The 23,365-nt window shown below is 59.9% G+C and carries 15 protein-coding genes; 6 read left to right on the forward strand and 9 right to left on the reverse strand.

What is annotated here, in order from left to right; genetic code table 11:
* Window positions 1–9 precede the first annotated feature (9 nt).
* Together LOY36_RS14480 and LOY36_RS14485 are read right to left on the reverse strand one after the other, a co-directional pair.
* Entirely contained in the window at window positions 10–1,416 is a 1,407-nt protein-coding gene (locus LOY36_RS14480; RefSeq protein WP_258668481.1) for an FAD-binding oxidoreductase, read from the reverse strand.
* Window positions 1,417–1,467: 51 nt separating this feature from the next.
* Entirely contained in the window at window positions 1,468–2,283 is an 816-nt protein-coding gene (locus LOY36_RS14485) for an AraC family transcriptional regulator (RefSeq protein WP_258668482.1), read from the reverse strand.
* Window positions 2,284–2,558: 275 nt separating this feature from the next.
* On the opposite strand from LOY36_RS14485, the gene LOY36_RS14490 reads away from it, so the two are divergent.
* Window positions 2,559–2,834, forward strand: a complete 276-nt coding sequence (locus LOY36_RS14490; RefSeq protein ID WP_018926009.1) for a DUF1652 domain-containing protein — start codon at window positions 2,559–2,561, stop codon at window positions 2,832–2,834.
* A gap of 217 nt (window positions 2,835–3,051) precedes the next feature.
* Here the strand turns inward: LOY36_RS14490 and LOY36_RS14495 are convergent, their stop codons facing one another.
* From LOY36_RS14495 to LOY36_RS14505, 3 genes are all read right to left on the reverse strand, one after another.
* Window positions 3,052–4,248, reverse strand: coding sequence for a cystathionine gamma-synthase (locus tag LOY36_RS14495; RefSeq protein WP_258668483.1), 1,197 nt, complete (start codon window positions 4,246–4,248; stop codon window positions 3,052–3,054).
* A complete protein-coding gene (locus LOY36_RS14500) occupies window positions 4,245–5,621 on the reverse strand; it encodes a cystathionine beta-synthase (protein WP_258668484.1) in 1,377 nt (458 codons plus the stop codon). The genes LOY36_RS14495 and LOY36_RS14500 overlap by 4 nt, the downstream gene beginning before the upstream one ends.
* Window positions 5,622–5,903: 282 nt before the next feature.
* On the reverse strand, window positions 5,904–8,378 hold the full coding sequence (locus LOY36_RS14505) for a UvrD-helicase domain-containing protein (protein WP_258668485.1): 2,475 nt from the start codon (window positions 8,376–8,378) through the stop codon (window positions 5,904–5,906).
* A 280-nt stretch (window positions 8,379–8,658) separates the two neighbouring features.
* On the opposite strand from LOY36_RS14505, the gene LOY36_RS14510 reads away from it, so the two are divergent.
* The gene (locus LOY36_RS14510; protein WP_258668486.1) at window positions 8,659–9,354 is read left to right on the forward strand and encodes a pirin family protein; all 696 of its coding nucleotides are present in this window, start codon (window positions 8,659–8,661) and stop codon (window positions 9,352–9,354) included.
* 225 nt (window positions 9,355–9,579) lie between these two features.
* On the opposite strand, the gene pgm is transcribed toward LOY36_RS14510, so the two are convergent.
* From pgm to LOY36_RS14530, 4 genes are all read right to left on the reverse strand, one after another.
* Window positions 9,580–11,226, reverse strand: coding sequence for a phosphoglucomutase (alpha-D-glucose-1,6-bisphosphate-dependent) (pgm, locus tag LOY36_RS14515; RefSeq protein WP_019579023.1), 1,647 nt, complete (start codon window positions 11,224–11,226; stop codon window positions 9,580–9,582).
* A gap of 110 nt (window positions 11,227–11,336) precedes the next feature.
* Entirely contained in the window at window positions 11,337–12,737 is a 1,401-nt protein-coding gene (locus LOY36_RS14520; RefSeq protein WP_258668487.1) for a PLP-dependent aminotransferase family protein, read from the reverse strand.
* Between the two features lie 67 nt (window positions 12,738–12,804).
* Window positions 12,805–14,295, reverse strand: a complete 1,491-nt coding sequence (locus LOY36_RS14525) for a hypothetical protein (RefSeq protein ID WP_258668489.1) — start codon at window positions 14,293–14,295, stop codon at window positions 12,805–12,807.
* A 588-nt stretch (window positions 14,296–14,883) separates the two neighbouring features.
* Window positions 14,884–15,906 carry a zinc-dependent alcohol dehydrogenase family protein gene (locus tag LOY36_RS14530; RefSeq protein ID WP_019649900.1) on the reverse strand — a complete coding sequence of 341 codons (1,023 nt, stop codon included), beginning with the start codon at window positions 15,904–15,906 and terminating at the stop codon, window positions 14,884–14,886.
* A gap of 268 nt (window positions 15,907–16,174) precedes the next feature.
* Between LOY36_RS14530 and LOY36_RS14535 the strand changes: the two genes are divergently transcribed.
* The 4 genes from LOY36_RS14535 (at window position 16,175) to LOY36_RS14550 (ending at window position 23,277) form a co-directional block, all read left to right on the forward strand.
* A complete protein-coding gene (locus LOY36_RS14535) occupies window positions 16,175–17,092 on the forward strand; it encodes a LysR family transcriptional regulator (protein WP_019649901.1) in 918 nt (305 codons plus the stop codon).
* A 321-nt stretch (window positions 17,093–17,413) separates the two neighbouring features.
* A complete protein-coding gene (gene mexE / locus LOY36_RS14540) occupies window positions 17,414–18,667 on the forward strand; it encodes a multidrug efflux RND transporter periplasmic adaptor subunit MexE (protein WP_258668490.1) in 1,254 nt (417 codons plus the stop codon).
* A gap of 12 nt (window positions 18,668–18,679) precedes the next feature.
* On the forward strand, window positions 18,680–21,859 hold the full coding sequence (locus LOY36_RS14545; protein ID WP_019649903.1) for an efflux RND transporter permease subunit: 3,180 nt from the start codon (window positions 18,680–18,682) through the stop codon (window positions 21,857–21,859).
* Window positions 21,856–23,277: an efflux transporter outer membrane subunit gene (locus LOY36_RS14550; RefSeq protein ID WP_258668491.1), complete on the forward strand. Its 1,422-nt coding sequence runs from the start codon at window positions 21,856–21,858 to the stop codon at window positions 23,275–23,277. Before LOY36_RS14545 ends, LOY36_RS14550 begins: the two co-directional genes overlap by 4 nt.
* Window positions 23,278–23,365 lie beyond the last annotated feature (88 nt).

Raw genomic sequence — 23,365 nt, forward strand, 5'->3', positions numbered from 1 at the left:
AAACGCCGTTCAGCGCATGAAACCTTCCATGAACCCCGCGACCCGGCCGGCCAGTTTGCGACGCCAGGGCGCGGTGGACGGGTTGGCCAGGGTCTGGTCTTCGTGAACGAAGCTGCGGATGATTGCGTTGTAGCCCAGCCAGCGGCAGGGCTCCGGCTCCCAGGCCTTGAGCGCGTCGAGACCGCCCTGAGCAATCACCCACGGCTGGCGCACCAACTCGGTATCGCGCTGAAGAATCAGATCGGCCAGCGTCCGCCCGCCGAGGTTGCTGGCACCCACGCCCTCCCCGCCATAACCGCCCGACAAGGCGATGCCGCTGGCCTGATCGCAGAGCATGTGCGGCTTGAAGCGCCGGGACATCCCCAGGTTTCCGCCCCAGGCGTGGGTGATTCGCACGTCCTTGAGCTGCGGGAAGAGTTCACCGAACAGGTAGCGTCGTAACTGCACTTCGCTGGCGCTCAGCTCGAAGTCATGGCGCAACTTGCCAGCAAACTGATAGCCGCCACGGGCGCCAAACACCAGACGGTTGTCGGCCGTGCGCTGGCCGTAGGTCACCTGGCGGCTGCTTTCGCTGAACGCCTGACCATGGCTGAGGCCGATGTCGTCCCAGATCGCGGCGGACAGCGGTTCGGTCGCCACCAGTAAACTCTGCACGGGCAATTGATAACGACCCAGCGGCGGCAACGTGACCGCGTAACCTTCCACCGCCGGCACGATCCAGCGGCTGCGAACCTGCGCGCGGGCGGTACGCAAACTGCCCGACTGCCATTGGGTGACCGGGCTGTTTTCATAAATGTTGACCCCCATGCGCTCCACCGTCCGTGCCAGACCTCGCACCAACTTTGCCGGGTGAATGGTCGCCACATGCGGTGCATAGATACCGCCATAAGGTTTGGCAATTCTGATCTGTTGCGCCAATTGCTCGGGGCTGAGCCAGCGGTAGTCGGCCTCGGTCAGCCCTTGGCGGTAGAGCGCGTCCAGATAATTGCGCAGGCTGGCTTCCTGCTCCGGGTAACGCGCCGCACAGTAAAGCGCCCCGCCCTTGCGGTAATCGCAGTCAATGCCTTCTCGTTCGAGGACGAGCTCTACTTCATCAGGGATGCTGTGCAACAGCTCGAAAGAGGCGCGACGTTGTTCCGCCGGTAGTCCGGCGAGCAAGCGGTCTTCACCCAGCAGATTGCCCATCAACCAGCCGCCGTTACGGCCCGACGCGCCAAACCCCGCGGTTTGGGCTTCGACGATGGCGATGTTCAGTCCCGGCGCCAGGCGTTTGAGGTAGTACGCCGTCCAGAGCCCGGTGTACCCGGCGCCAATGATGGCCACGTCGACCTCCAGGTTCTGTTCCAGCGCCGGGCGCGCCAGCATCGGCTCGTCGAGTTGATCCATCCACAAACTGATCGTTCGCCACGTTGCCATGCAAGACTCCGCCACTCAATACTTCGATGGCGTCGATCCTAGTGCGTGGGCTCAGGAGCCGTCTTGCGCGCGTGCACGCAAAGAAATTTGTTTGGCGTAAGCCTTGGGCGACAGACCGGTGTGCTGGCGGAAACAGCTGTAAAACGCCGACAGCGAATTGAAGCCTGCGGCAAAGGCCAGCTCATCGATACGCAGTGGTGGAGTGGCGCTGTCCAGTGCCGCGAGCAAATGCTGCAACCGCGCCTGATTGACGTAACGGTAGAAGCTTTGGCCGAGCACCTGGTTCAACAGGTAGGAAATCTGATTGCGGCTGTATCCGCACTCCTTCGCCACCCGTTGCAGGTCGAGCTCGGGATCCAGGTACGGCTGCTGACGCTGGAAATACTGTTGCAGGTCGTCGGCCATGAAACTTAGCTGCCGCGGTGACAGTCCGAGCCGGCTGACCGCTGGCCGCAGGTTGCGGGCGGCTTTGCCGGATGTTTGTTCATGTACAAGGGTGGCGTATTCATTGACCCGCCAGATCAGCCCGTCACGCACAGTGATCGCCTCGCTGGTTCGAAACGACACCAGCCCTTCACCGCCGCGAAGGGTGATGCGGTATTGAATGAACGCCGTGTTGCCATCCAGTCGGATACGGTCCGAGTGCTCCAGCGCCTCATCCGGATCGCGAGGCATGCTGTCACGCACGTACTCGCGCAACGCGTCCAGGCCCATCACGCGGTTCTGGAAAAAGTCGTTGTACTGAATGTCCGGGTGATAAAGCGCCATCACACCGTCCAGATCCCGGTGCTTCCAGCGCAGGTGGTAACGCATGACCGTGTCGCCCGTGGCCTGGGTTTGCGACGGACCATCATCATCGGCGTGCATAGAGGACTCGACGAGAAAAAACCGAGCTTGCCGAAGTTCTGTCCGGGCTTCAATGACCGATGGGATGCCCAGCAATGCTGGCCGTTGGCCGAGATGCCGGTATCTCATGACCTGCATCAAAAAAAACTGAACCAATCGCTGAACGGTCTGAAAAATTCCACATGATTTTCACATCCGGATGCTACTTTTAAAGACAGTCACCGGTTGAGCCATTGAAGGCTCTTCCCTCCTAACATGAGCTAAAGGAAGCGCTCGATGAAGAAGGTGGGCAACACATGAATCAAGGTTCATTCAGCAAGGTCACTTTTCCAAATGCCTGCCAGCTGATGCGCTGGCATTTTCATCCCATGGGTTTCGAAGCGACCATGGATGCACCGGGCAGCATGGTTGCTCGTCTATTCGACCGAGCCAGCGGCGAAACCATGATCGCCATTGCCGGCATTCCTTGTGCAACGGTCATGAATGCCGCCGATGTAGAGCGGATTATCGAAGCGGTCGAGGATGAGCTGGAAGCGTTCATTCCTCCGCAGACGCTCAGGAGTTATGCCTGACAGCCAACACCCGACAAAAAGCCCGCTTATCGATTTAGCGGGCTTTTTGTAGCAGCTGCCGAGCCCGATCGGCTTGTAGCAGCTGTCGAGCCTGCGAGGCTGCGTTCGGCGGCGAAGCCGTCGTAAAATCAGAACTCACGGTGTATCAGGCAGACTATGTCAACCGGATTCACGACGGCTTCGCCGCCGAACGCTGCCTCGCGCTGCTCGACAGCTGCTACAAGGAGTGCGTCGCCGCAACTTGCATCAGCGCCTGGCCCAAATCGGCGCGTAGGTCTTCGACATCCTCCACCCCCACAGACAAACGCACCAGCGCATCGCTGATACCTAGCTGCGCGCGGGTTTCTGCGGGAATGGTGGCGTGAGTCATGATCGCCGGGTGTTCGATCAGGCTTTCCACCCCGCCAAGGCTCTCGGCCAAGGCAAAGATCCGCACACTCTCGAGAAAACGTCTGGCGCCCGTCAGGTCGCTGTTCAGCTCGACGGAAATCATCCCGCCGAACCCGCGCATCTGTCGCCGCGCCAATTCGTGCTGCGGATGCGATGGCAGGCCCGGATAATACACGCGTGCCACTTGCGGCTGACTCTCCAGCCATTGCGCCAACTCCAGCGCATTGCTGCAATGACGTTCCATGCGCAGCGCCAGGGTCTTCACCCCGCGCAAGGTGAGGAACGCGTCGAACGGCCCGGCGATAGCCCCCACTGCGTTCTGCAGAAAGCCCAGGCGCTCGGCCAGATCGATGTTCTGCCCAACCACCGCAATGCCGCCGATCACATCGGAGTGACCGTTCATGTACTTGGTCGTCGAGTGCAGCACGATATCGAAGCCCAACTCCAGCGGGCGCTGGATCCACGGGCTGGCGAAGGTGTTGTCCGCCACGCAGATGATGCCGCGCTCGCGACAGATGCGTGCGACGGCGGCGAGATCAGTGAGGCTGAGCAAAGGATTGCTCGGCGTCTCGACCCAGACCATCCGCGTGTCATGCTGCAACGCCGCTTCGAAGGCCGTCAGGTTCGTCAGATCGACAAAGCTGAAGCGATGCCCCGCGCTACGTCGGCGCACCCGTTCGAACAGGCGGAAAGTCCCGCCGTACAGATCATTGCCGGAGACGATGTGCGCGCCTGCGTCGAGTAGTTCGAGTACGGTGCCGATCGCCGCCAGTCCGGAAGCAAAGGCGAAAGCCTGGGTGCCGCCCTCAAGATCCGCCACGCAACGCTCCAGCGCAAAGCGCGTCGGGTTGTGCGAACGCCCGTAATCGAAGCCCTTGTGCACGCCGGGGCTCTGCTGCGCATAGGTGGAGTTGGCGTAAATCGGCGGCATCAGCGCCCCGGTGGTCGGGTCCGGTGTTTGTCCGGCATGGATTACACGGGTGGCAAAGCCCCGTGGTGCGGTGCTTTCATCGTGCTGACTCATGCCAGTGATCTCCGCAAGTGATTGAGCATGTCGACGCGGGTAATCAAGCCGTGAAAGCCCGAGGTGTCGGCGATGATCGCCACCAGCCCACGGTCGAGCACCGCCTCCAGTTCAGCAAGACTGGCACCGGGAGGCAGGGTTTCGAGTTTGTCGGTCATCGCGCTGGTCACGGTCATGCGAAAATGCGTAGCGTCTTCATGCACGCCAAACAGAATATCGGACTCGTCGATGACCCCGACCAGCCGCTGTCCATCCACCAGCACCGGCAGTTGCGATACATCCGCCAGGCGCATGCGCTGGAAGGCGGTGAGCAAGGTGTCGTCCGGGCCGACGCTGACCACACGGCCATCCTCGAAACGCCGCGCGATCAGGTCACGCAAATCGCCGTAGCGTTTGCGCGCAAGCAGGCCCTGATCGTTCATCCACTGGTCGTTATAGATCTTCGACAGATAACGGGTGCCGGTGTCGCAAACGAAACTGACCACCCGCTTCGGCTCGGTCTGCTCGCGGCAGTAACGCAATGCCGCCGCCAGCAAGGTGCCAGTCGAAGAACCGCCGAGAATGCCTTCGGCGCGCAGCAGTTGGCGGGCATGATCGAAGCTTTCCTCGTCGCTGATTGAATAGGCCTTGCTCACGCTGGAAAGGTCGGCAATCGACGGAATGAAGTCCTCGCCGATGCCCTCCACCGCCCAGGAGCCCGGCGTACCGAGGATCCCGCTGCGGCTGTACTCGGCCATCACCGAGCCGACCGGATCGGCCAGCACCATTTCCAGATTCGGTTGTACGCGCTGAAAGAAACGAGTCAGCCCGGTCAGCGTGCCGGCCGAACCGACACCGACCACGATGGCATCCACATCATGCTGAGTCTGCGCCCAGATCTCCGGCGCGGTGCTGCACTCGTGGGCCAGAGGATTGGCCGGGTTGTTGAATTGATCGGCGAAAAACGCGTCGGGAATATCCTTGGTCAATCGCGCCGCGACATCCTGATAATAATCGGGATGGCCCTTGCCGACGTCGGAGCGGGTGATGTGCACTTCGGCGCCCATCGCCTTGAGGTGCAGGACCTTCTCGGTGGACATTTTGTCCGGCACCACCAGCACCACCCGATAACCCTTGGCGCGGCCAACCAGTGCCAGGCCCAGACCGGTGTTACCGGCCGTCGCCTCGACGATGGTGCCGCCGGGGCGCAAGCGACCATCGCGCTCGGCGGCGTCGATCATCGCCAGGCCGATGCGATCTTTGATCGAACCGCCTGGGTTCTGCGATTCGAGTTTGAGAAACAGTGTGCACGGGCCGGTATCGAAGCGGCTGATACGCACCAGCGGCGTATTGCCGATCAGTTCGAGCACGGCGGGACGGGAGTTGTTCGGCATGTCGTCACCTCGCTACGGGTCTCCGCACTGGATGGACAACGACCTGAAGCCAGTCGAGCACATCCGTCGCGGTCAAAGCCTCGCTTGGACCATAGGCCGGGATCGCGCCACTCGCAACTTTTGTGGCGAGCGAGCTTGTTGTGGCGAGGGAGCTTGCTCCCGCTTGAGTGCGCAGCGCTCACAAAAATCGGCAATGCTTGTCGCATTTTTGGGGCCGCTACGCAGCCCAGCGCGAGCAAGCTCCCTCGCCACAGGTTTTTTGACTCAAGACTCTCTTGAGGTTCAGGCCTGCACTTTTCCCTGACGGTGATCAGCAAAAAAAACCTTGCCCTTGCCGATCCGGTCGGAGGCCTTGGGCATATTCGCCGCCTGGGTATCCTGGCCATCGACATACCAGTAGCAATGGCTCACCGCCCGGGTGATGCCCACGTAGGCCAGACGCAGGATCTCGTCTTTCTGTGCGCTGTCGTAGGGCTCGCTGTCGCCGGCCCTGCCGAGCCCGGCCATGCGATAGACCTGGTTCTTGTAAGGCGAACTGGTCAGATGCTGGCAATCTCCCAGCAGGAATACCGCATCAGCTTGCAGTCCCTTGGCGCTGTGATAGGTCAGTTGCTTGAGCCGTCGCGCGTCGTACGGCAAGCTGGAATCCACATTAACTACAGACTGAATATGCTCCTCTATCAATGACTTATCGCTGCTTTTTCGATAAAGCATCAAGATTGAATCACCTTTTCTGTAGTGCTCGATCAGACGCTGGGCCATGCCCTGGTCATCCCGATCGAGCACGTTCACCGGCAGCAGCGCCTTGGGTTCGCCGCTGGCCTTGGCCTTCTTGCCGGCGATCGCCGGTGCGGCGCGGACGATGTGCTCCGCCGCGTCGATGATGTGCTGATGGCTGCGGTAATTGTCGCTGAGCATCACCTTGGTCGTGCTCGGTGACGGGAACTCCTTGTTGAACTCCATGAAGTAGCTCGGCGAACTACCGCGCCAGCCGTAAATCGACTGCCAATCGTCCCCCACACAGAGCAACGACGAACGTTGCGCGCCGCGCCCTACATGCATGGCCGGGCCACGACTGCGGATTTCGGCCAGGCTGGCGCGAATCCAGGAAACGATCTGCGGCGATACGTCCTGAAACTCGTCAATCATCAAGTGCGACATCGGCCTCAACAGCTCATCGCTGAGCAGCTTGAGATTCTCCGGCGAATGCTCGCTGAACAGGGCAAACATCCGGTTGTAGGTCATCACGGGTGGCGATTGATCCAGCAGATGATCTTCCAGCGCTCGCCAAAACAGGCTCAAGGCCTCGAAGAAGAATCGGTCCGGGTCATCCTTGGCGAAACTCATCTGGCCCACGGCATTGGGCACATCCAGGCCGAGGTTTTCGATAAACCCGGCTGCCGCGACAAAACAGTCCAGCAACGGCGCGGAAGCAAGTTCGCCCTTGACCTTGTAATCAAAGCCCGGCCCGGCGCTGGCATCACCGGCAAGCGACGCCAAAACACGTTTTGAAGATTCATAACTATCCAGCCATATCAAAGGCTTACGACAGAAAGCTTGAAACAGGGTGCGCTTTACAGCCCATTCCGCACGCACGGTAAGCTTGGCATTCGGACGGCTGACCTGTGGGTTTTCCCGAGGATCGAAACCCAGCACCACCCAGGCATCCAGTGCCGGAATATAGCCGTGGCAATGGAAGGTCGAACCGTTGATGTCGAAGGTCTGACGATTCGGCTCGATGCCCTTGATCGGCCAGGCACCTGCGCGAAACCACAGATCCTCGATGGTGTCGCACAGCTCTTCATCGCGCTTGGCCGCCAGTTCAGTCACCGCCATGCGCTTTTGCACGTCCGGGTGATCGCGCTCCAGTTCCTTGAGCTGCAAGGCGTGACGAGACAACGGCTTGATCAATTCGCGGAAACGCTCATCGCGGGTGTGCAAGTTGTGATAGCAGGCGTTGAGTTGCTGGCGCTGGGCGTCGTTGATTCGCAGGTCGAAGGGATTGCTGTCGACCTCCTCATCGGTGCCCTGCACGCGAAAGCTGAGGTTTTCGAAGGCTTGCAGCCGCTCGAAACCCGGCAGGCTGCGCACCATTGGCAGGATCCGCGAATGAAAAGTGCGCACCAGGTCCCGCGCTTCTTTGAAACTGAGTGCCCGGCCCCACACGGCAAACAGTTCGATCAGCTTATTGATGAAGTCCTTGCGCGACTCGCGGGTGAAGGTCACCACGGTCATCGAGCTCAGCTCAAACCCCAGGTAATGGCTGAGCAGCAGGATACGCAACACCAGGGTGGTCGACTTGCCCGCACCCGCCCCGGCGATCACTGAAGTCGACGGTGTGTCACTGAAAATCATTTTCCATTGGGCAGCGCTTGGCTGGGCATGCGCAGGCAGCAGTCGCGCCACGTCGGCCTTCATGCGCTTCTTCAGCTCGGCGCTCAATGGCAGGCGCCAATCGTCGAACAGGTTGTCATCGACGTTAGGCGGTCGATGCTCAGTCGAGCGCGAGTCACGAATCAGCAGCACTTGCCGGCCTTCTTCCAAGCCCTCGAGCTTGCCTTCCTTATAGCCGTATTCCACGCCAGCGCTGTGGCCGCTACGAAAACCGTCGGCTTGCCCGTGCAGCCAGGACGCACGGTGTTGCGCGCGCAAGCGGGTCAGGCCGTGGCCAAAGAACCGGGCGGCCAGACGTTTGAGCAAAGGCATCTCGGCCAGGGGACGAAGTTCGGGCGGAAGATCGGGTGTGTGTTGCGGCACGCAGGCGGACTCCAGTGTGTGAGGCTGTCGAGGGCTATGGTGTCTGCATTTGCCGTTGAGTTCTAGTGAAATGCTTACAGGTCATTGGCTTATGCGATGAAGTGAAGGCTGGATGAGAAAAATTCGAGATTATTCGATATCAAATAATTCGATTGTATTGAGGCATTTTTTACGCTTTTTATCGATGGATGCCTGATGGATGATACTGACCATCAACCACCGGTTCTCGTTTGTGGCTCAGACGTTCTGCCCCATGACGAACCTTTTTCAGGAGACGATCATGCTTGAACTCAGACCTTTCAACTCCCTGGGCGGCGCGCACCATGGCTGGCTGGATGCTCATCACCACTTTTCGTTCGCCGAGTACTACGACCCCAAACGCATGAACTGGGGCAACCTGCGGGTATGGAACGATGACGTGATTGCCCCCGGCACCGGGTTCCCGCAACACCCGCACCGGGACATGGAAATCATCACCTACGTTCGTGAAGGCGCGATTACCCACCAGGACAACCTGGGCAACAAGGGCCGTACCGAAGCCGGTGATGTGCAGGTCATGAGCGCCGGCACCGGGATCGCCCACAGTGAGTACAATCTGGAAGCGACCGAGACCCGGATCTTTCAGATCTGGATCATCCCCAACGAAACCGGTCTGGCACCGTCGTGGGGCGCCAAGCCCTTCCCCAAAGGCCAGCGCGAAGGCTTCGTGACCCTGGCCAGTGGCAAGGCCGGCGACGATCAAAGCCTGCGGATTCGCGCCGATGCACGTCTGGTGGCGGCCAACCTGAAAGCCGGGGAAACGGCTGAATATCGTCTGGACAGTGGCCGTCGCGCTTATCTGGTGCCAGCGACAGGAGCGATTGAAGTCAATGGCTTGCGCGCACAAGCTCGAGACGGGGTCGCGGTTGCCGATGAGCAAGTGTTGCGCGTGACTGCGATCGAGGACAGTGAAATCGTCTTGGTAGATTTGGCTTGAGGTGGTAAATGCGCGGCAAAAAAAGGGGCGACCGTTGATGGTCGCCCCTTTTTACGTGTAGCCATTGTGATGAGGGATTTACCTGTGGCGAGGGGGCTTGCCCCCGTTGGGTTGCGAAGCAGCCCCAAAACCAGCAAGCGCGGTGCATCAGGTACACCGCATGCAATGGTTTACGACTGCTTCGCAGCCGAACGGGGGCAAGCCCCCACACCACAGGGCCCTCAATCACTTCGCAGAAATTGCGCCATCCACAAGCGTCTGAGCCTCGGCCACCAGTTGTTTCAGGTGGTCGTCACTGACAAAGCTTTCTGCGTAAATCTTGTAGATGTCCTCGGTGCCCGACGGCCGCGCCGCGAACCAGCCGTTCTCGGTCATGACTTTCAGACCGCCGATGGCCTGGTCGTTGCCCGGTGCATGACTGAGGATGCTCTGGATCGCTTCGCCCGCCAGTTGAGTCGAAGTGACCTGCTCCGGCGACAATTTGCTCAGCAGAGCTTTCTGTTCAGGGTTGGCCTTGGCGTCAACGCGTACCGAGAACGGCTCACCCAGTTCATCGGTCAACGCGCGATAGGCCTGGCTTGGATCACGGCCCGTGCGAGCGGTCATTTCAGCGGCCAGCAGCGCCGGAATCAAACCGTCCTTGTCGGTACTCCAGACACCGCCGTCCTTACGCAGGAACGACGCACCGGCACTTTCTTCACCGCCAAAACCCAGGGAGCCGTCGAACAGACCGTCGGCAAACCATTTGAAACCGACCGGCACTTCGTACAGACGACGGCCCAGACGTTTGGCGACGCGATCGATCAAGCCGCTGCTGACCACGGTTTTACCCACGGCCGCATCGGCGCGCCACTGTGGACGGTTCTGGAACAGGTAGTCGATCGACACCGCGAGGTAGTTGTTCGGCGCCAGCAAACCACCGGACGGGGTCACGATGCCATGGCGGTCGTGATCCGGGTCGCAGGCAAACGCCACGTCGAAACGCTCTTTCAGGCCGATCAGGCCTTGCATCGCGTGACTGGACGATGGGTCCATGCGGATCTGCCCGTCCCAGTCAACGGTCATGAAACGGAACGTTGCATCAACCTGTTTATTCACCACTTCCAGGTCCAGGCGGTAGTGCTCGGCAATTGCCGACCAGTAGCGCACCCCTGCTCCGCCCAGCGGATCGACACCCAGACGCAGCTTCGCATCGCGGATGGCGTCGAAGTCGATCACGTTGATCAGGTCAGCGACATAGGTGTTGAGGTAATCATGACGATGGGTAGTGCTGGCCTTCAGGGCCTGCTCGTAGCTGATGCGTTTGACGCCGGCGAGCTTGGCTGCCAGCAACTCGTTGGCCTTGGCTTCGATCCACTTGGTGATGTGGGTGTCGGCCGGGCCGCCGTTGGTTGGGTTGTACTTGTAGCCACCGCTTTGCGGCGGGTTGTGGGACGGCGTGATGACGATGCCGTCCGCCAGGCCTGAAGTGCGCCCACGGTTGTAGCAAAGAATCGCATGGGAAATGGCCGGCGTCGGAGTGTACTCATCGCCTTCGGCGATCATCACCGTCACACCGTTCGCTGCCAGCACTTCCAGGGCACTGGCACCGGCCGGCGTGGACAGCGCGTGGGTGTCGATCCCGACGAACAGCGGGCCATCGATGCCCTGGGCTTCGCGATACAGGCAGATCGCCTGGCTGATGGCCAGGACGTGCCATTCATTGAAACTCAAGTCGAACGAGCTACCTCGGTGTCCGGACGTGCCGAAGGCGACGCGCTGGGTAGAAATGGCTGCATCGGGCTGGCCGGTGTAATAGGCCGTTACCAGTCGCGGGATGTCGACCAACAGTTCTGCCGGTGCCGGTTTGCCCGCAAAAGGACTGAGTGTCATGCAAAACCTCTGAGAGAGAGTGGTTCGGGATAGGAACGCAGTTTACTGACAGTTTGGCTGTCGCGCGACGTTATCGAATGTCAGGTTCCGAGGAGCGCTGGCGCTTCGGCTCAATCGATCGATTCCAGACGCAAGGCATCCCCCAGCAGCCCCAATGCAACGACGAGCTCGTGGTCGCCACCGAACGTATGACTCAGGCGCAAGTGCTGCGTGTGCATGCCCTGCAGACTGAACAACTCCCCCGGTGCGATGACCACTTGCTGCTTGAGCAGTCTCTGGAACACTCGATGTACATTGACCTGGCGCAACGAGCGAATCCAGACCGTCGCGCCGCCCTGGGGCTCGACGAAATGCAGCGATTCCGGCAGACGCTCCTGGAGCAGCTGGGTCATCAGCACCATGCGCTCCTTGAGCAGTCGACGCAACACCAGCAGGTGTTGATCGATGCGTCCGTTGCTGTACAGCCGTGCAATGGCTTTCTGACGAATCAGCGACAAACGGAATGCCCGCAGCAGAAAGTGCCGTTGCAGTTCGGCACGCAGTTGTCGCGAGAGCAGGCAACCAAAGGGCGCCTCCGAGCCGATGATTTTCTCGAAAGTGGAAAACACGATCAGCCGATCAGGGTCCACCAGGTCACGAAACCGCAAGCCGCTCGGTTCGAATTCGAGCTCGCCGTAACAATCGTTTTCCAACACCCAACAGCCATGCCGTTCCAGCAGTTGCGCAGTGGACTGCCGGTTGTCGTCAGGCGCCACGCTCCCGCGCGGCATGTTCAGTCCCGATGAAAGCATCATCAGTCGCACCCGCCCGGTCTCGAGCTGCTCTCTCAGCTGTTCGAGATCCAGGCCACCACAGGCTTGCAGCGGCAGCTCGACAACCTGCACGTCTGCGTCCTGGAACAAGCGCAGAATCACCCAGTCGCACGGCGACTCGACCACCACCACCGAATCTTTGAGCTCAAGAACGGCGATCAATATTTCAAGTACGCCGCGCATATCTGCGCCGATATAGACATCATCGGCATGCCAGCAGCGTGTCGGTGAAGTGGTGTAGCGTGCCGCAAGCGCCGTGCGCAGTTCCAGCTCGCCGCAGGGTTGTGAAGACGGTTGCGGTTGGCGCGGATACTGGCGCAGCAATTCTCTCTCCAGCAACAACAACGGGCTGTCCAGGGGTTGTAACAACGCCGGTTCATCGGCGCTCAACACCAGCATGCCGGGGCGCCTGGCGTTGACATAGACTGTTTCGAGCAGGTCTTTGCCGCTGCCGGGCAGGCCGATAGAGGACACCGGCAGTGCGTAATAGCCTGACTTGGCAACCGAATAGATGCGTCCTTCCTTCTCCAGCAGCGAATAGGCGTATTGAATGGTCGAGATCGACACACTCAAACGATCCGCCAACTGTCGCAATGAGGGCAGGCGCACTCGCACGTCACTGCCCGGCTCATTGATCAGATTGTTCAGGTAGCGGTACACCGCCTGGTACGCGAAATCGGAATCTCGTGATCCTTTCATGGGTGATGACCGAACACGCTACGAACGTCATGACGCACTCTCGATGCATCCGCCAAACCAGGAACGCTCACTGGCCCATCGACCATTCGCCAGTCACTGCTGTTTCATTCCCGGAGTCCATGCCTTCGGCTTGCACGCCTGCGTCGCCGCTTTCCGTACCTGGCACCCTACCCTCGTCCCGAACCACCGGCCCCATGCGGTAAAGCGTACCGATCAGGCTGACCGACAACCCGCTGACATCAACCATCCACTGCAGAACCTGCTCGGGGGCCGGACCGCCCTGCATCGCCCGGTGCAATTCCGGCAGCGCCACCAGCATGCCGGGATGGCACTGACGAAGAAAATGCTCCAGGGCCGCGCCGTTATCGACAAACGGGGCGAACAGCAGGCACACCAGTTGCGCTTCACTCAAGCCGAGGTTCTTTTGTGCCTCGGCCGTCGCCAATCCGCGCTGATCGGCCATGGTCAGCGGATTGCCGAAGGTCCCCATTGCCTGCTCGCAAAAACGCTCGGGCAATTGTTTACGGCGCATCATCACCAACGTCCGCTGCAGGTATTCGCTGACCCCCTCTTCGTAGGTGCGACCGTGCACAAAGCGCGCTTGCAAGCCGCGAAGGTGCGCGGATATCGACAGGCTGACATAGTCGTTATCACTGAGTTGAGCCGTCAGTTCGTCAGGTTGAAACCCGAGGAAGTCAGTGAGCAGCGGCCAGCGCTCTTCCAGATTGCTGACCAGCATGTCGTGAATGTCGATGAAGGTCGTGCGACGGCAGGCCTCAAAATGCTCGGCAGGACGCCACGCAACCTGAGCAGCGTCGGGATAAAACTCGCGATAGCAGTCGCTGCCCAGTTCATCGAGCCGCGCGAACAATCCCTCGTAACCCGTTTCATGGCGGCTCGTCGGCGCAAGCCCGGCCTTGGCTGCGGCACGGTTCAAACCCTCGATAAACTGCGCCTGCCGACGGGGTGAATCGCTGCTGACCATGACATCGACGCCGTTGTCCCAGCGGGCAATTTGTCCATAAAAATCACCTGTGGCCAGGTACCCGTCGTCCCACAACTCAAGCGGCCCCTTCCAGGCGCGACGGTGCCCGACCATCAGCAGGTTGAGCCGATTCGACTCGCGGCCGGCTTCGGAGATTGGCGCCAAGTGATTGAACGGCAGGACCTCACGATTATCGACCATCAACATTTCGACCCGGGGATCGTCGAAGAGAAACAATGCACTGCTGCTGCGATGGATGTTTTCCAGTGCTGTCGAAGCCGTACCATTCAAGCGCAAAGTGGCCACTCGCAGCTGAAACGTCGCCGGTGCCCGTCCGGCGATACTCAGTTGCGCGGCGCGCAGCAGCGCCAGTGTGTAGCAGCTATCGCGGGACCCGGACTGGATCGCCAACACCTTGTAATCGCCGATACGCTCCATACCTCCAGCCGACACCACCAGGCGCTGAATCATCAGTTGCAATGCCGTGCGCTCGGCGCGAGAGAAAAAGCTCAGCAAGCGCTGCAGTACTTGTTGATAAACATAATTCATTGCCTGTTCATGGGTATGGGTCATCATTGTTTACCTGTTACTCATAAGTTCGACGCCACGCAAACAATTACATGCACTGCGCGACGGATTGCCTGTCATGAATGGGGTGGCGGGGTTGTTATCAAATGCTAGCACTTAAGCATTTTGTAATTATTTGAAATAGTTGCATGTCTCGAGAACCCCAAACAGGGCAAGACCGCCGCAACGCCCGGCAGGACGGGCGCTTTTCGGCCTCGTGCGATTTCCTAGGAAATTTCCGACAACATCCCACAGACGTGTAATACAAGAAATAAAGAAAGAAGTTGCCAATAAATGTATGACCGCCGAGCGGCGTCGAATTATTTGTTGAGCATGTATTGCCGATGCGCGTTGAAAAGTTTCAACCTGATACCCAGCCATGACTCTTTCCTTGAGATGAAATAATCATTCAATTATCAGGGCTTACATAATGATTAGAAGATACAGATCGAGAGCAAAAACCAGTTCAGTTGCTGAACCGCCCCACCGTGGGATCGATGGAATGTCTCATTTTGGAGGTTTTGACAGCGGAAAAGTCCGTGCTTGCACGGACCTTTCCAGAGGGGCTTATACAAAGAGGCTCGTACGAAGAGCTCAGGCAGGTTCGACCTCAAGGGCGACCCGTTCGCGGCATGGGCATTCGTCCATGTAGCGGTGTGCTTCGACAAACTGGGAAAACGGGAATACCCGAGTCTTGAGCGGCAGCAGCACATGGTCTGCGGTCAACTGGTTGATGTCGCGCAGGGCACGTTGCAGTGCGGCCTGATCCTGGAGGATGCCCAGCTCCGGCTTGCCGGTGAAGTTGCCGATGCAGTGCACGAAGAACTGAATGTTCTTCTGGAACGCAGCACAGGCCGGAAATGGCGTCTGGTTACCACCCTGCAGGCCATAGAGCACCAAGCTGCCGCGAGGCGCGAGCACATCGCCGAGCAGCGACATCTGCGGGCCACCCAGGCCATCGAAAACCACATCGACGCCACGGTTGTCGGTAATTTTGTTGATCCGCATCAGCAGATCTTCTTCTTCGGTGACGATGACTTTTTCGGCACCCAGCGACAGCAGGTATTCACGCTCATCCGCGGTTTTGGTCGCAGCGATTACTCGCACACCAAGGGCTTTGCCCAATTGCACGAACGACGGCCCGGCGCAGTGACTGGCGTCGGTCACCAGAGCGAATTGCCCGGGTTTGACGCGCGCCAGATCGGTGTAGCCAAAATAGGCGACCAATAGCGGCGTGTAATGCACGCTGGCTTCGACCGGACTGAGCACGTCCGGGTAGCGGGTCAGCGCCGTGCGCGGCAGAACGATCTGTTCGCCGTAGACCGGATAGTCGTTGGGGCTTTCGGCCGGGAAGCTGGCGACCTTGTCACCGATAGCGAGGTCATCGACTCCCTCACCGAGCGCCGTGACCACGCCGGCCATTTCATGACCCAGGCCTGAAGGCAGGCGAGCATGGGACGAGGCCAGGTTCTGGCGCCAGAGAATGTCGTACCAGCTGATGCCTATCGCCTCGACACGCACCTGCACTTCGCCCGGCGCAGGCAGAGCGGCCGCATGCTCTTCGCATTTGAGCACCTCGGCTGGACCAAACTTGTGAAAACGGATCGTGCGGGACATCGCAAACCTCGTCAAAGTAACCTCTAATGCCCTGAACTCTATCTGGGCTTTCTACCCAAGACCATCAGTGGCTATTAATAGTCGACATGCCTGTCATTGATTCCGCAGCGACGGCGACATCATCCAATGCCGTAAAAACCGAAGCAGCCTTTCAGGGAAAACTGAATTACCCTGTGCAGAGTACCAGCCTTTCCCCGTAAGATTCACGCCGGCCATTGTTCTCATATGGTCGCTCACGTCAAGTTTGCTGAATCTGCCAGGACCCCAGATGAATCGTAATGACCTGCGTCGTGTCGACCTGAACCTGTTGATCGTTTTCGAAACACTGATGCACGAGCGCAGTGTGACCCGCGCTGCGGAGAAATTGTTCCTCGGCCAGCCAGCCATCAGCGCGGCGCTCTCGCGCCTGCGCGGGCTGTTCGATGACCCGTTGTTCGTGCGCACCGGCCGCAGCATGGAACCTTCCGCCCGAGCGGTGGAAATCTTCGCCCTGCTCTCGCCGGCCCTGGATTCAATTTCCACCGCGGTCAGTCGCGCGGCGGAATTCGATCCGGCCACCAGCACCGCGGTGTTCCGCATCGGCCTGTCGGACGATGTCGAGTTCGCCTTGCTGCCGATGCTGCTCAAGCGGCTGCGCGCCGAGGCACCAGGCATCGTGCTGGTGGTGCGTCGGGCCAACTACATATTGATGCCGAACCTGTTGGCCTCGGGCGAAATTTCCATTGGCGTCAGCTACACCGCCGACCTGCCGGCCAACGCCAAGCGCAAAGTACTGCGCCGCAGCATGCCGAAACTGTTGCGAGCCGACACAGTGCCGGGGCCATTGAGCCTGGATGATTTCTGCGCCCGCCCCCACGCGCTGGTGTCGTTCGCGGGCGACCTGAGCGGCTTTATAGATGAAGAGCTGGAGAAACTGGGGCGCAAACGGCACGTGGTGCTGGCGGTACCGCAGTTCAACGGGTTGAGCACACTGATCAGCGGCACCGACATCGTGGCCACCGTCCCGGACTACACCGCCGAAGCGTTGACCGCCGCCGGTGGTGTTCGGGCGGAAGATCCACCGTTGCCGGTGCGCAGCTTTGAATTGCACATGGCCTGGCGCGGGTCGCAGGATAATGATCCGGGTGAGCGGTGGTTGAGGTCGCGGATTCAGATGTTCTTTGGGGATCCGGATAGCCTGGCCTGATCCTGATGTTGTATCGAGGCTGATGGCCTCATCGCGGGCAAGCCCGCCCCCACAGGGATTCGTGGTGTTAATGAGATCTCTTGTAGGAACGAGGCTTGCCCGCGAACGCCGCGACACGGTTTCAAGCCAGACCTTTGCACTCCACGCAACACACAATTGTCATCATTTCATTTGATAGCCCGCTAACGAAAGGTGCATGCTAGAGGGCTTGCTTCTGGCTTATATCATTCCGAATGATAGTTACCTTTGCCTCGTTCGATTCGTTTGATATCGCCCCGCCAAGCATTATCCGCCCATCTCAATACATTGGCGGATGCATCCATGGAACAGTCACTCAAACATTTGCGCTTCCCTTTGGCCCTGTTGGCCGTGCTGGTGATGAGCGCCTGCGGCAAGACCCCGGACGCCGCCGCCACCATGCCTGCGGCCAAAGTCAGCGTGGCCAAGGTGCTGGAGCAACCGGTTAACGAGTGGGACGAATTCACCGGGCGCCTGGAAGCGCCGGAAACGGTAGAGATTCGTCCACGGGTCTCCGGCCAGATCGATGACGTAACCTTCACCGAAGGCGCATTGGTCAAAAAAGGCGATCTGTTGTTCCAGATCGACCCGCGTCCGTTCCAGGCTGAGGTCCGCCGCCTCGAGGCCCTGGTGGCGCAAGCTCGCGCCACGGCTACCCGCAGTGAAAACGAAGCCCAGCGCGGTGAGCGCCTGCGCACCAGCAACGCGATTTCCGCCGAACTCGCCGACTCGCGTACCAGTGCCGCTCAAGAGGCTCGCGCCGCCGTCGGTGCACTCCAGGCGCAACTGGACCTGGCCAAACTGAACCTGAGCTTCACCCGCGTGACTTCCCCAATCAGCGGTCGTGTCAGCCGTGCGGAAATCACCGCCGGCAACCTGGTGACCGCCGATACCACCGCACTGACCAGCGTAGTGTCCACTGACAAGGTCTACGCCTACTTCGACGCCGACGAGCGTGTATTCCTCAAATACACCCAGCTCGCCCGCCAGGGTCAACGCGGCGCCACTACCCCGGTTTACATGGGACTGTCCAATGAAGACGGCAACCCGCACCAGGGCCAGATGAACTTCGTCGACAACCAGGTCAACCCGAAGACCGGCACCATCCGCGGTCGTGCGGTGTTCGACAACAGCGACGGCAGCTACACCCCGGGTCTTTATGCACGCCTGAAACTGGTGGGCAGCGGCACCTACTCCGCGGTGTTGATCAACGACGAAGCGGTCGGTACCGACCTGGGTAAAAAGTTCGTGCTGGTGATGGATGCCGACAACAAAACGGCTTATCGCCCTGTCGAGCTGGGTCCGAAAATCGAAGGTTTGCGCATCGTGCGCAGCGGCCTGAACAAAGACGACACCATCATCGTCAAGGGTTTGCAACGGGTTCGCCCTGGTTCGCCGGTCACCCCTGAAGTGATCCCGATGGCCAGCAAGGAAACCCTCGCGGCTCTCGCTCAACAACGACAAGCGCTGGAAGCCAGCAACCTGCCCCAAGTCGCACCTGCCAAGGTCGTGCCGGGTACGGTTGTGAAACTGGCTGCTGCGACTCCACGCGGTTAAGGGACAACTCCGATGAATTTTTCCCAATTCTTCATTTCACGGCCGATCTTTGCAGCGGTACTGTCGCTGCTGATCCTGATCGCCGGCGCCATCTCGCTGTTCCAGTTGCCGATCAGCGAATACCCGGAAGTGGTGCCGCCGACCGTGGTGGTCCGTGCCAACTTCCCCGGCGCCAACCCTAAAGTCATCGGTGAAACCGTGGCCGCTCCTCTGGAGCAAGCCATCACCGGCGTCGAGAACATGCTGTACATGTCCTCTCAATCCACCGCTGACGGCAAGATCACCCTGACCATCACCTTCGCCCTGGGCACCGACCTGGACAACGCGCAGGTGCAGGTGCAGAACCGCGTGACGCGTTCCGAGCCGAAACTTCCCGAGGAAGTGACGCGCATCGGTATCACCGTCGACAAGGCGTCGCCCGACCTGACCATGGTTGTGCACTTGACCTCGCCGGACAAACGCTACGACATGCTTTACCTGTCCAACTACGCCTTGCTCAACATCAAGGATGAGCTGGCGCGTCTGGGCGGTGTCGGTGATGTGCAGCTGTTCGGCATGGGCGATTACTCGCTGCGGGTGTGGCTCGATCCGAACAAGACCGCTTCGCGCAACCTGACCGCGACCGATGTGGTCACCGCGATTCGTGAACAGAACCGTCAAGTGGCGGCCGGTGCCCTGGGTGCTCCGCCTGCACCGAATGCAACGGCATTCCAGCTGTCGGTCAACACCCAAGGCCGTCTGGTGTCCGAGGAAGAGTTCGAGAACATCATCATTCGCTCTGGCGAAAATGGTGAAATCACTCGCCTGAAAGACATTGCTCGTGTCGAACTCGGCTCCAGCCAATACGCCCTGCGCTCCTTGCTGAACAACCAGCCGGCGGTGGCGATCCCGATCTTCCAGCGCCCAGGCTCCAACGCGATCCAGATCTCCAACGACGTTCGGGCGAAAATGGCCGAGCTGAAGAAGAACTTCCCGGAAGGCATGGACTTCAGCATCGTCTATGACCCGACGATCTTCGTGCGCGGTTCCATCGAGGCGGTGGTTCACACCCTCTTCGAAGCACTGATCCTGGTTGTGCTGGTGGTGATCCTCTTCCTGCAAACCTGGCGCGCCTCGATCATCCCGTTGGTGGCGGTGCCGGTTTCGCTGATCGGTACGTTTGCCGTGATGCACCTGTTCGGCTTCTCGCTGAACGCCCTGTCGCTGTTCGGACTGGTATTGGCCATCGGTATCGTGGTCGACGATGCGATTGTGGTGGTGGAAAACGTCGAGCGAAACATCGGGCTCGGGTTAACCCCCGTGGAAGCCACCAAGCGTGCAATGCGTGAAGTGACCGGTCCGATCATCGCGACGGCGCTGGTGCTGTGTGCGGTGTTCATCCCGGCCGCGTTCATCTCCGGCTTGACCGGTCAGTTCTACAAACAGTTCGCCCTGACGATCGCGATTTCGACCGTGATCTCGGCTTTCAACTCGCTGACCTTGTCGCCAGCACTGGCCGCCGTGTTGCTCAAGAGCCATGACGCGCCAAAAGACCGCTTCTCCAAGGTGCTGGACAAGATCTTCGGTGGCTGGCTGTTCCGTCCGTTCAACCGTTTCTTTGACAAGGCCAGCCATGGCTATGTCGGCACCGTGGGCCGGGTTATCCGCAGCAGCGGTATCGCCCTGCTGCTGTACGCAGGCTTGATGGTGCTGACCTTCTTCGGTTTCTCCAACACGCCGACCGGTTTCGTACCTGGCCAGGACAAGCAATACCTGGTGGCGTTCGCACAACTGCCGGATGCCGCGAGCCTGGACCGTACCGAAGACGTGATCAAGCGCATGTCCGACCTGGCCCTGAAACAGCCTGGCGTGGAAAGCGCGGTGGCCTTCCCTGGCCTGTCGATCAACGGTTTCACCAACAGTCCTAACGCCGGCATTGTGTTCGTCACCCTGAAGCCTTTCGACGAGCGTAAAGACCCGAGCATGTCCGCCGGTGCGATTGCCGGTGCGTTGAACGGCCAGTACGCCGGGATTCAGGAAGCCTACATGGCGATCTTCCCGCCACCGCCTGTACAAGGCCTGGGGACCATTGGCGGTTTCCGCCTGCAGATCGAAGACCGGGGCAACCTGGGCTATGACGAGCTGTACAAAGAAACCATGAACATCATCGGCAAAAGCCGCAGCGTGCCGGAACTGGCCGGTCTGTTCACCAGCTACACCGTGAACGTGCCGCAGGTCGATGCCGCTATCGACCGGGAAAAAGCCAAGACTCACGGCGTGGCCGTCAGCGACATCTTCGACACCCTGCAGATTTACCTGGGTTCGCTGTATGCCAACGACTTCAACCGCTTCGGTCGTACCTATCAGGTCAACGTTCAGGCTGAGCAACAGTTCCGCCTCGAATCGGACCAGATCGGTCAGCTGAAAGTACGTAACAACCGTGGCGAGATGATCCCGCTGGCGACCTTCATCAAGGTCAGCGACACCTCGGGGCCAGACCGCGTGATGCACTACAACGGCTTCATCACCGCTGAAATCAACGGTGCGGCAGCCCCAGGCTACAGCTCCGGCCAGGCCGAGAAAGCCATCGAGAAACTGCTCAAGGATGAACTTCCGAACGGCATGACCTACGAGTGGACCGACCTGACCTACCAGCAGATTTTGTCCGGCAACACTGCGCTGTTCGTGTTCCCGCTCTGCGTACTGCTGGCGTTCCTGGTGCTCGCGGCTCAATACGAAAGCTGGAGCCTGCCACTGGCGGTGATCCTGATCGTACCGATGACCCTGCTGTCGGCCATTACCGGGGTGATTGCCTCGGGCGGCGACAACAACATCTTTACCCAGATCGGCTTGATCGTACTGGTGGGCCTTGCCTGTAAGAACGCGATTCTGATCGTCGAGTTTGCCAAGGATAAGCAGGAAGAAGGTCTCGGCCCGCTGGCAGCGGTACTGGAAGCTTGCCGTCTGCGTCTGCGGCCGATCCTGATGACCTCCTTCGCGTTCATCATGGGTGTTGTGCCACTGGTTTTCTCCAGCGGTGCGGGTGCCGAAATGCGTCATGCCATGGGTGTGGCGGTGTTCTCCGGGATGCTCGGGGTGACCTTCTTCGGTCTGTTGCTGACGCCGGTGTTCTACGTACTGATTCGCAACTTTGTGGAACGCGGTGAAGCGCGCAAAGCGGCCAAAGCCCTGAAACTGGAGGCGCAACAATGAGCCTGAAAGCCTTCCTGCCGAGCCTGCTGGTACTGGCGCTGAGCGCCTGTGCCGTCGGCCCGGACTACAAGACCCCAGCCACCGAGGCGGCCAACATCACGGCCGTCACCGATGGCAGCGCCGGTCAGAAGAACTTTGACCGCGCCCGTTTCGAAGGCATCTGGTGGCAGCAATTCGACGATCCGACCCTCAACCAGTTGGTGAAGCAGTCCTTGCAAGGCAACCGTGATTTGCGCGTGGCCTTCGCCCGCTGGAAAGCGGCCCGGGCGATTCGCGATGACGCCAGCAATGACGCCATGCCGACCATCACCAGCCGCGCGAGCAGCGATCTGGGCAAAGGGCAGATTCCGGGTCAGACCACCAAACGGGTCAACAGCGAACGCTATGACCTGGGCCTGGACATGGCCTGGGAACTGGACTTGTTCGGTCGCATCCAGCGCAACCTGGAATCCAGCGACGCTGAGCAGCAAGCGGCCGAAGCCGATCTTTACCAACTGCAAGTCACCATGATTGCCGAACTGGTGGACGCCTATGGCCAACTGCGCGGCGCACAACTGCGGGAAAAGATCGCCCTGGCCAACCTGAACAATCAGCAGGAGTCGCGCAAGATCACCGAAAGCCTGCGGGATGCCGGTGTTGGCGATCAGTTGGACGTGGTTCGTGCCGATGCACGCCTGGCGTCTGTCGAAGCCAGCGTGCCGCAGTTGCAGGCCGAACAGGTTCGTCAGCGCAACCGCATCGCCACCCTGTTGGGTGAACGTCCGGACAAACTGACCGTCGACCTGAGTCCAAAAGACTTGCCGGCGATTGCCAAGGCCCTGCCGATCGGTGATCCGGGTGAACTGCTGCAACGGCGTCCGGACATCCGCAGCGCCGAACGCAAACTGGCGGCTGCCACTGCGCGTATCGGCGTGGCCAAGGCTGACTTGTTCCCTCGGGTGAGCCTCAGCGGTTTTCTTGGGTGGACTGCCGGGCGCGGTTCGCAGATCGGCTCGTCGGCGGCCAATGCCTGGGCACTGGGCCCGAGCATCACCTGGGCGGCGTTCGACCTGGGCAGCGTGCGCGCCCGTTTGCGCGGCGCCGATGCTGAAGCCGAAGGCGCCCTGGCGACCTACGAACAGAAAGTACTGTTGGCATTGGAAGAGTCGGAAAATGCTTTCAGCGATTACGGCAAACGCCAGCAGCGCCTGATTTCGCTGATTCGTCAAAGCGAATCAAGCCGAGCCGCTGCGGACCTCGCCGAAATTCGCTACCGCGAAGGCACCGTGGACTTCCTCGTCCTGCTTGATGCCCAGCGTGAGCGTCTGGCAGCCGAAGACACCCAGGCCCAGGCCGAAGTCGATTTGTACCGCGGCATCGTCGCGATCTACAAAGCCCTTGGCGGCGGCTGGCAGCCAGAGACGGTCGCCAGCAAGTAATGCTTTAACGTGCCCCTTTGGTTGGCCGCAACCCAACCAAATTCTTTGCCCCGCGCCTCATTCGGTCGCGGGGCTTTTTTTTGTCGGT

The organism is Pseudomonas sp. B21-019 (assembly GCF_024749225.1).
Classification (GTDB): Bacteria; Pseudomonadota; Gammaproteobacteria; order Pseudomonadales; family Pseudomonadaceae; genus Aquipseudomonas.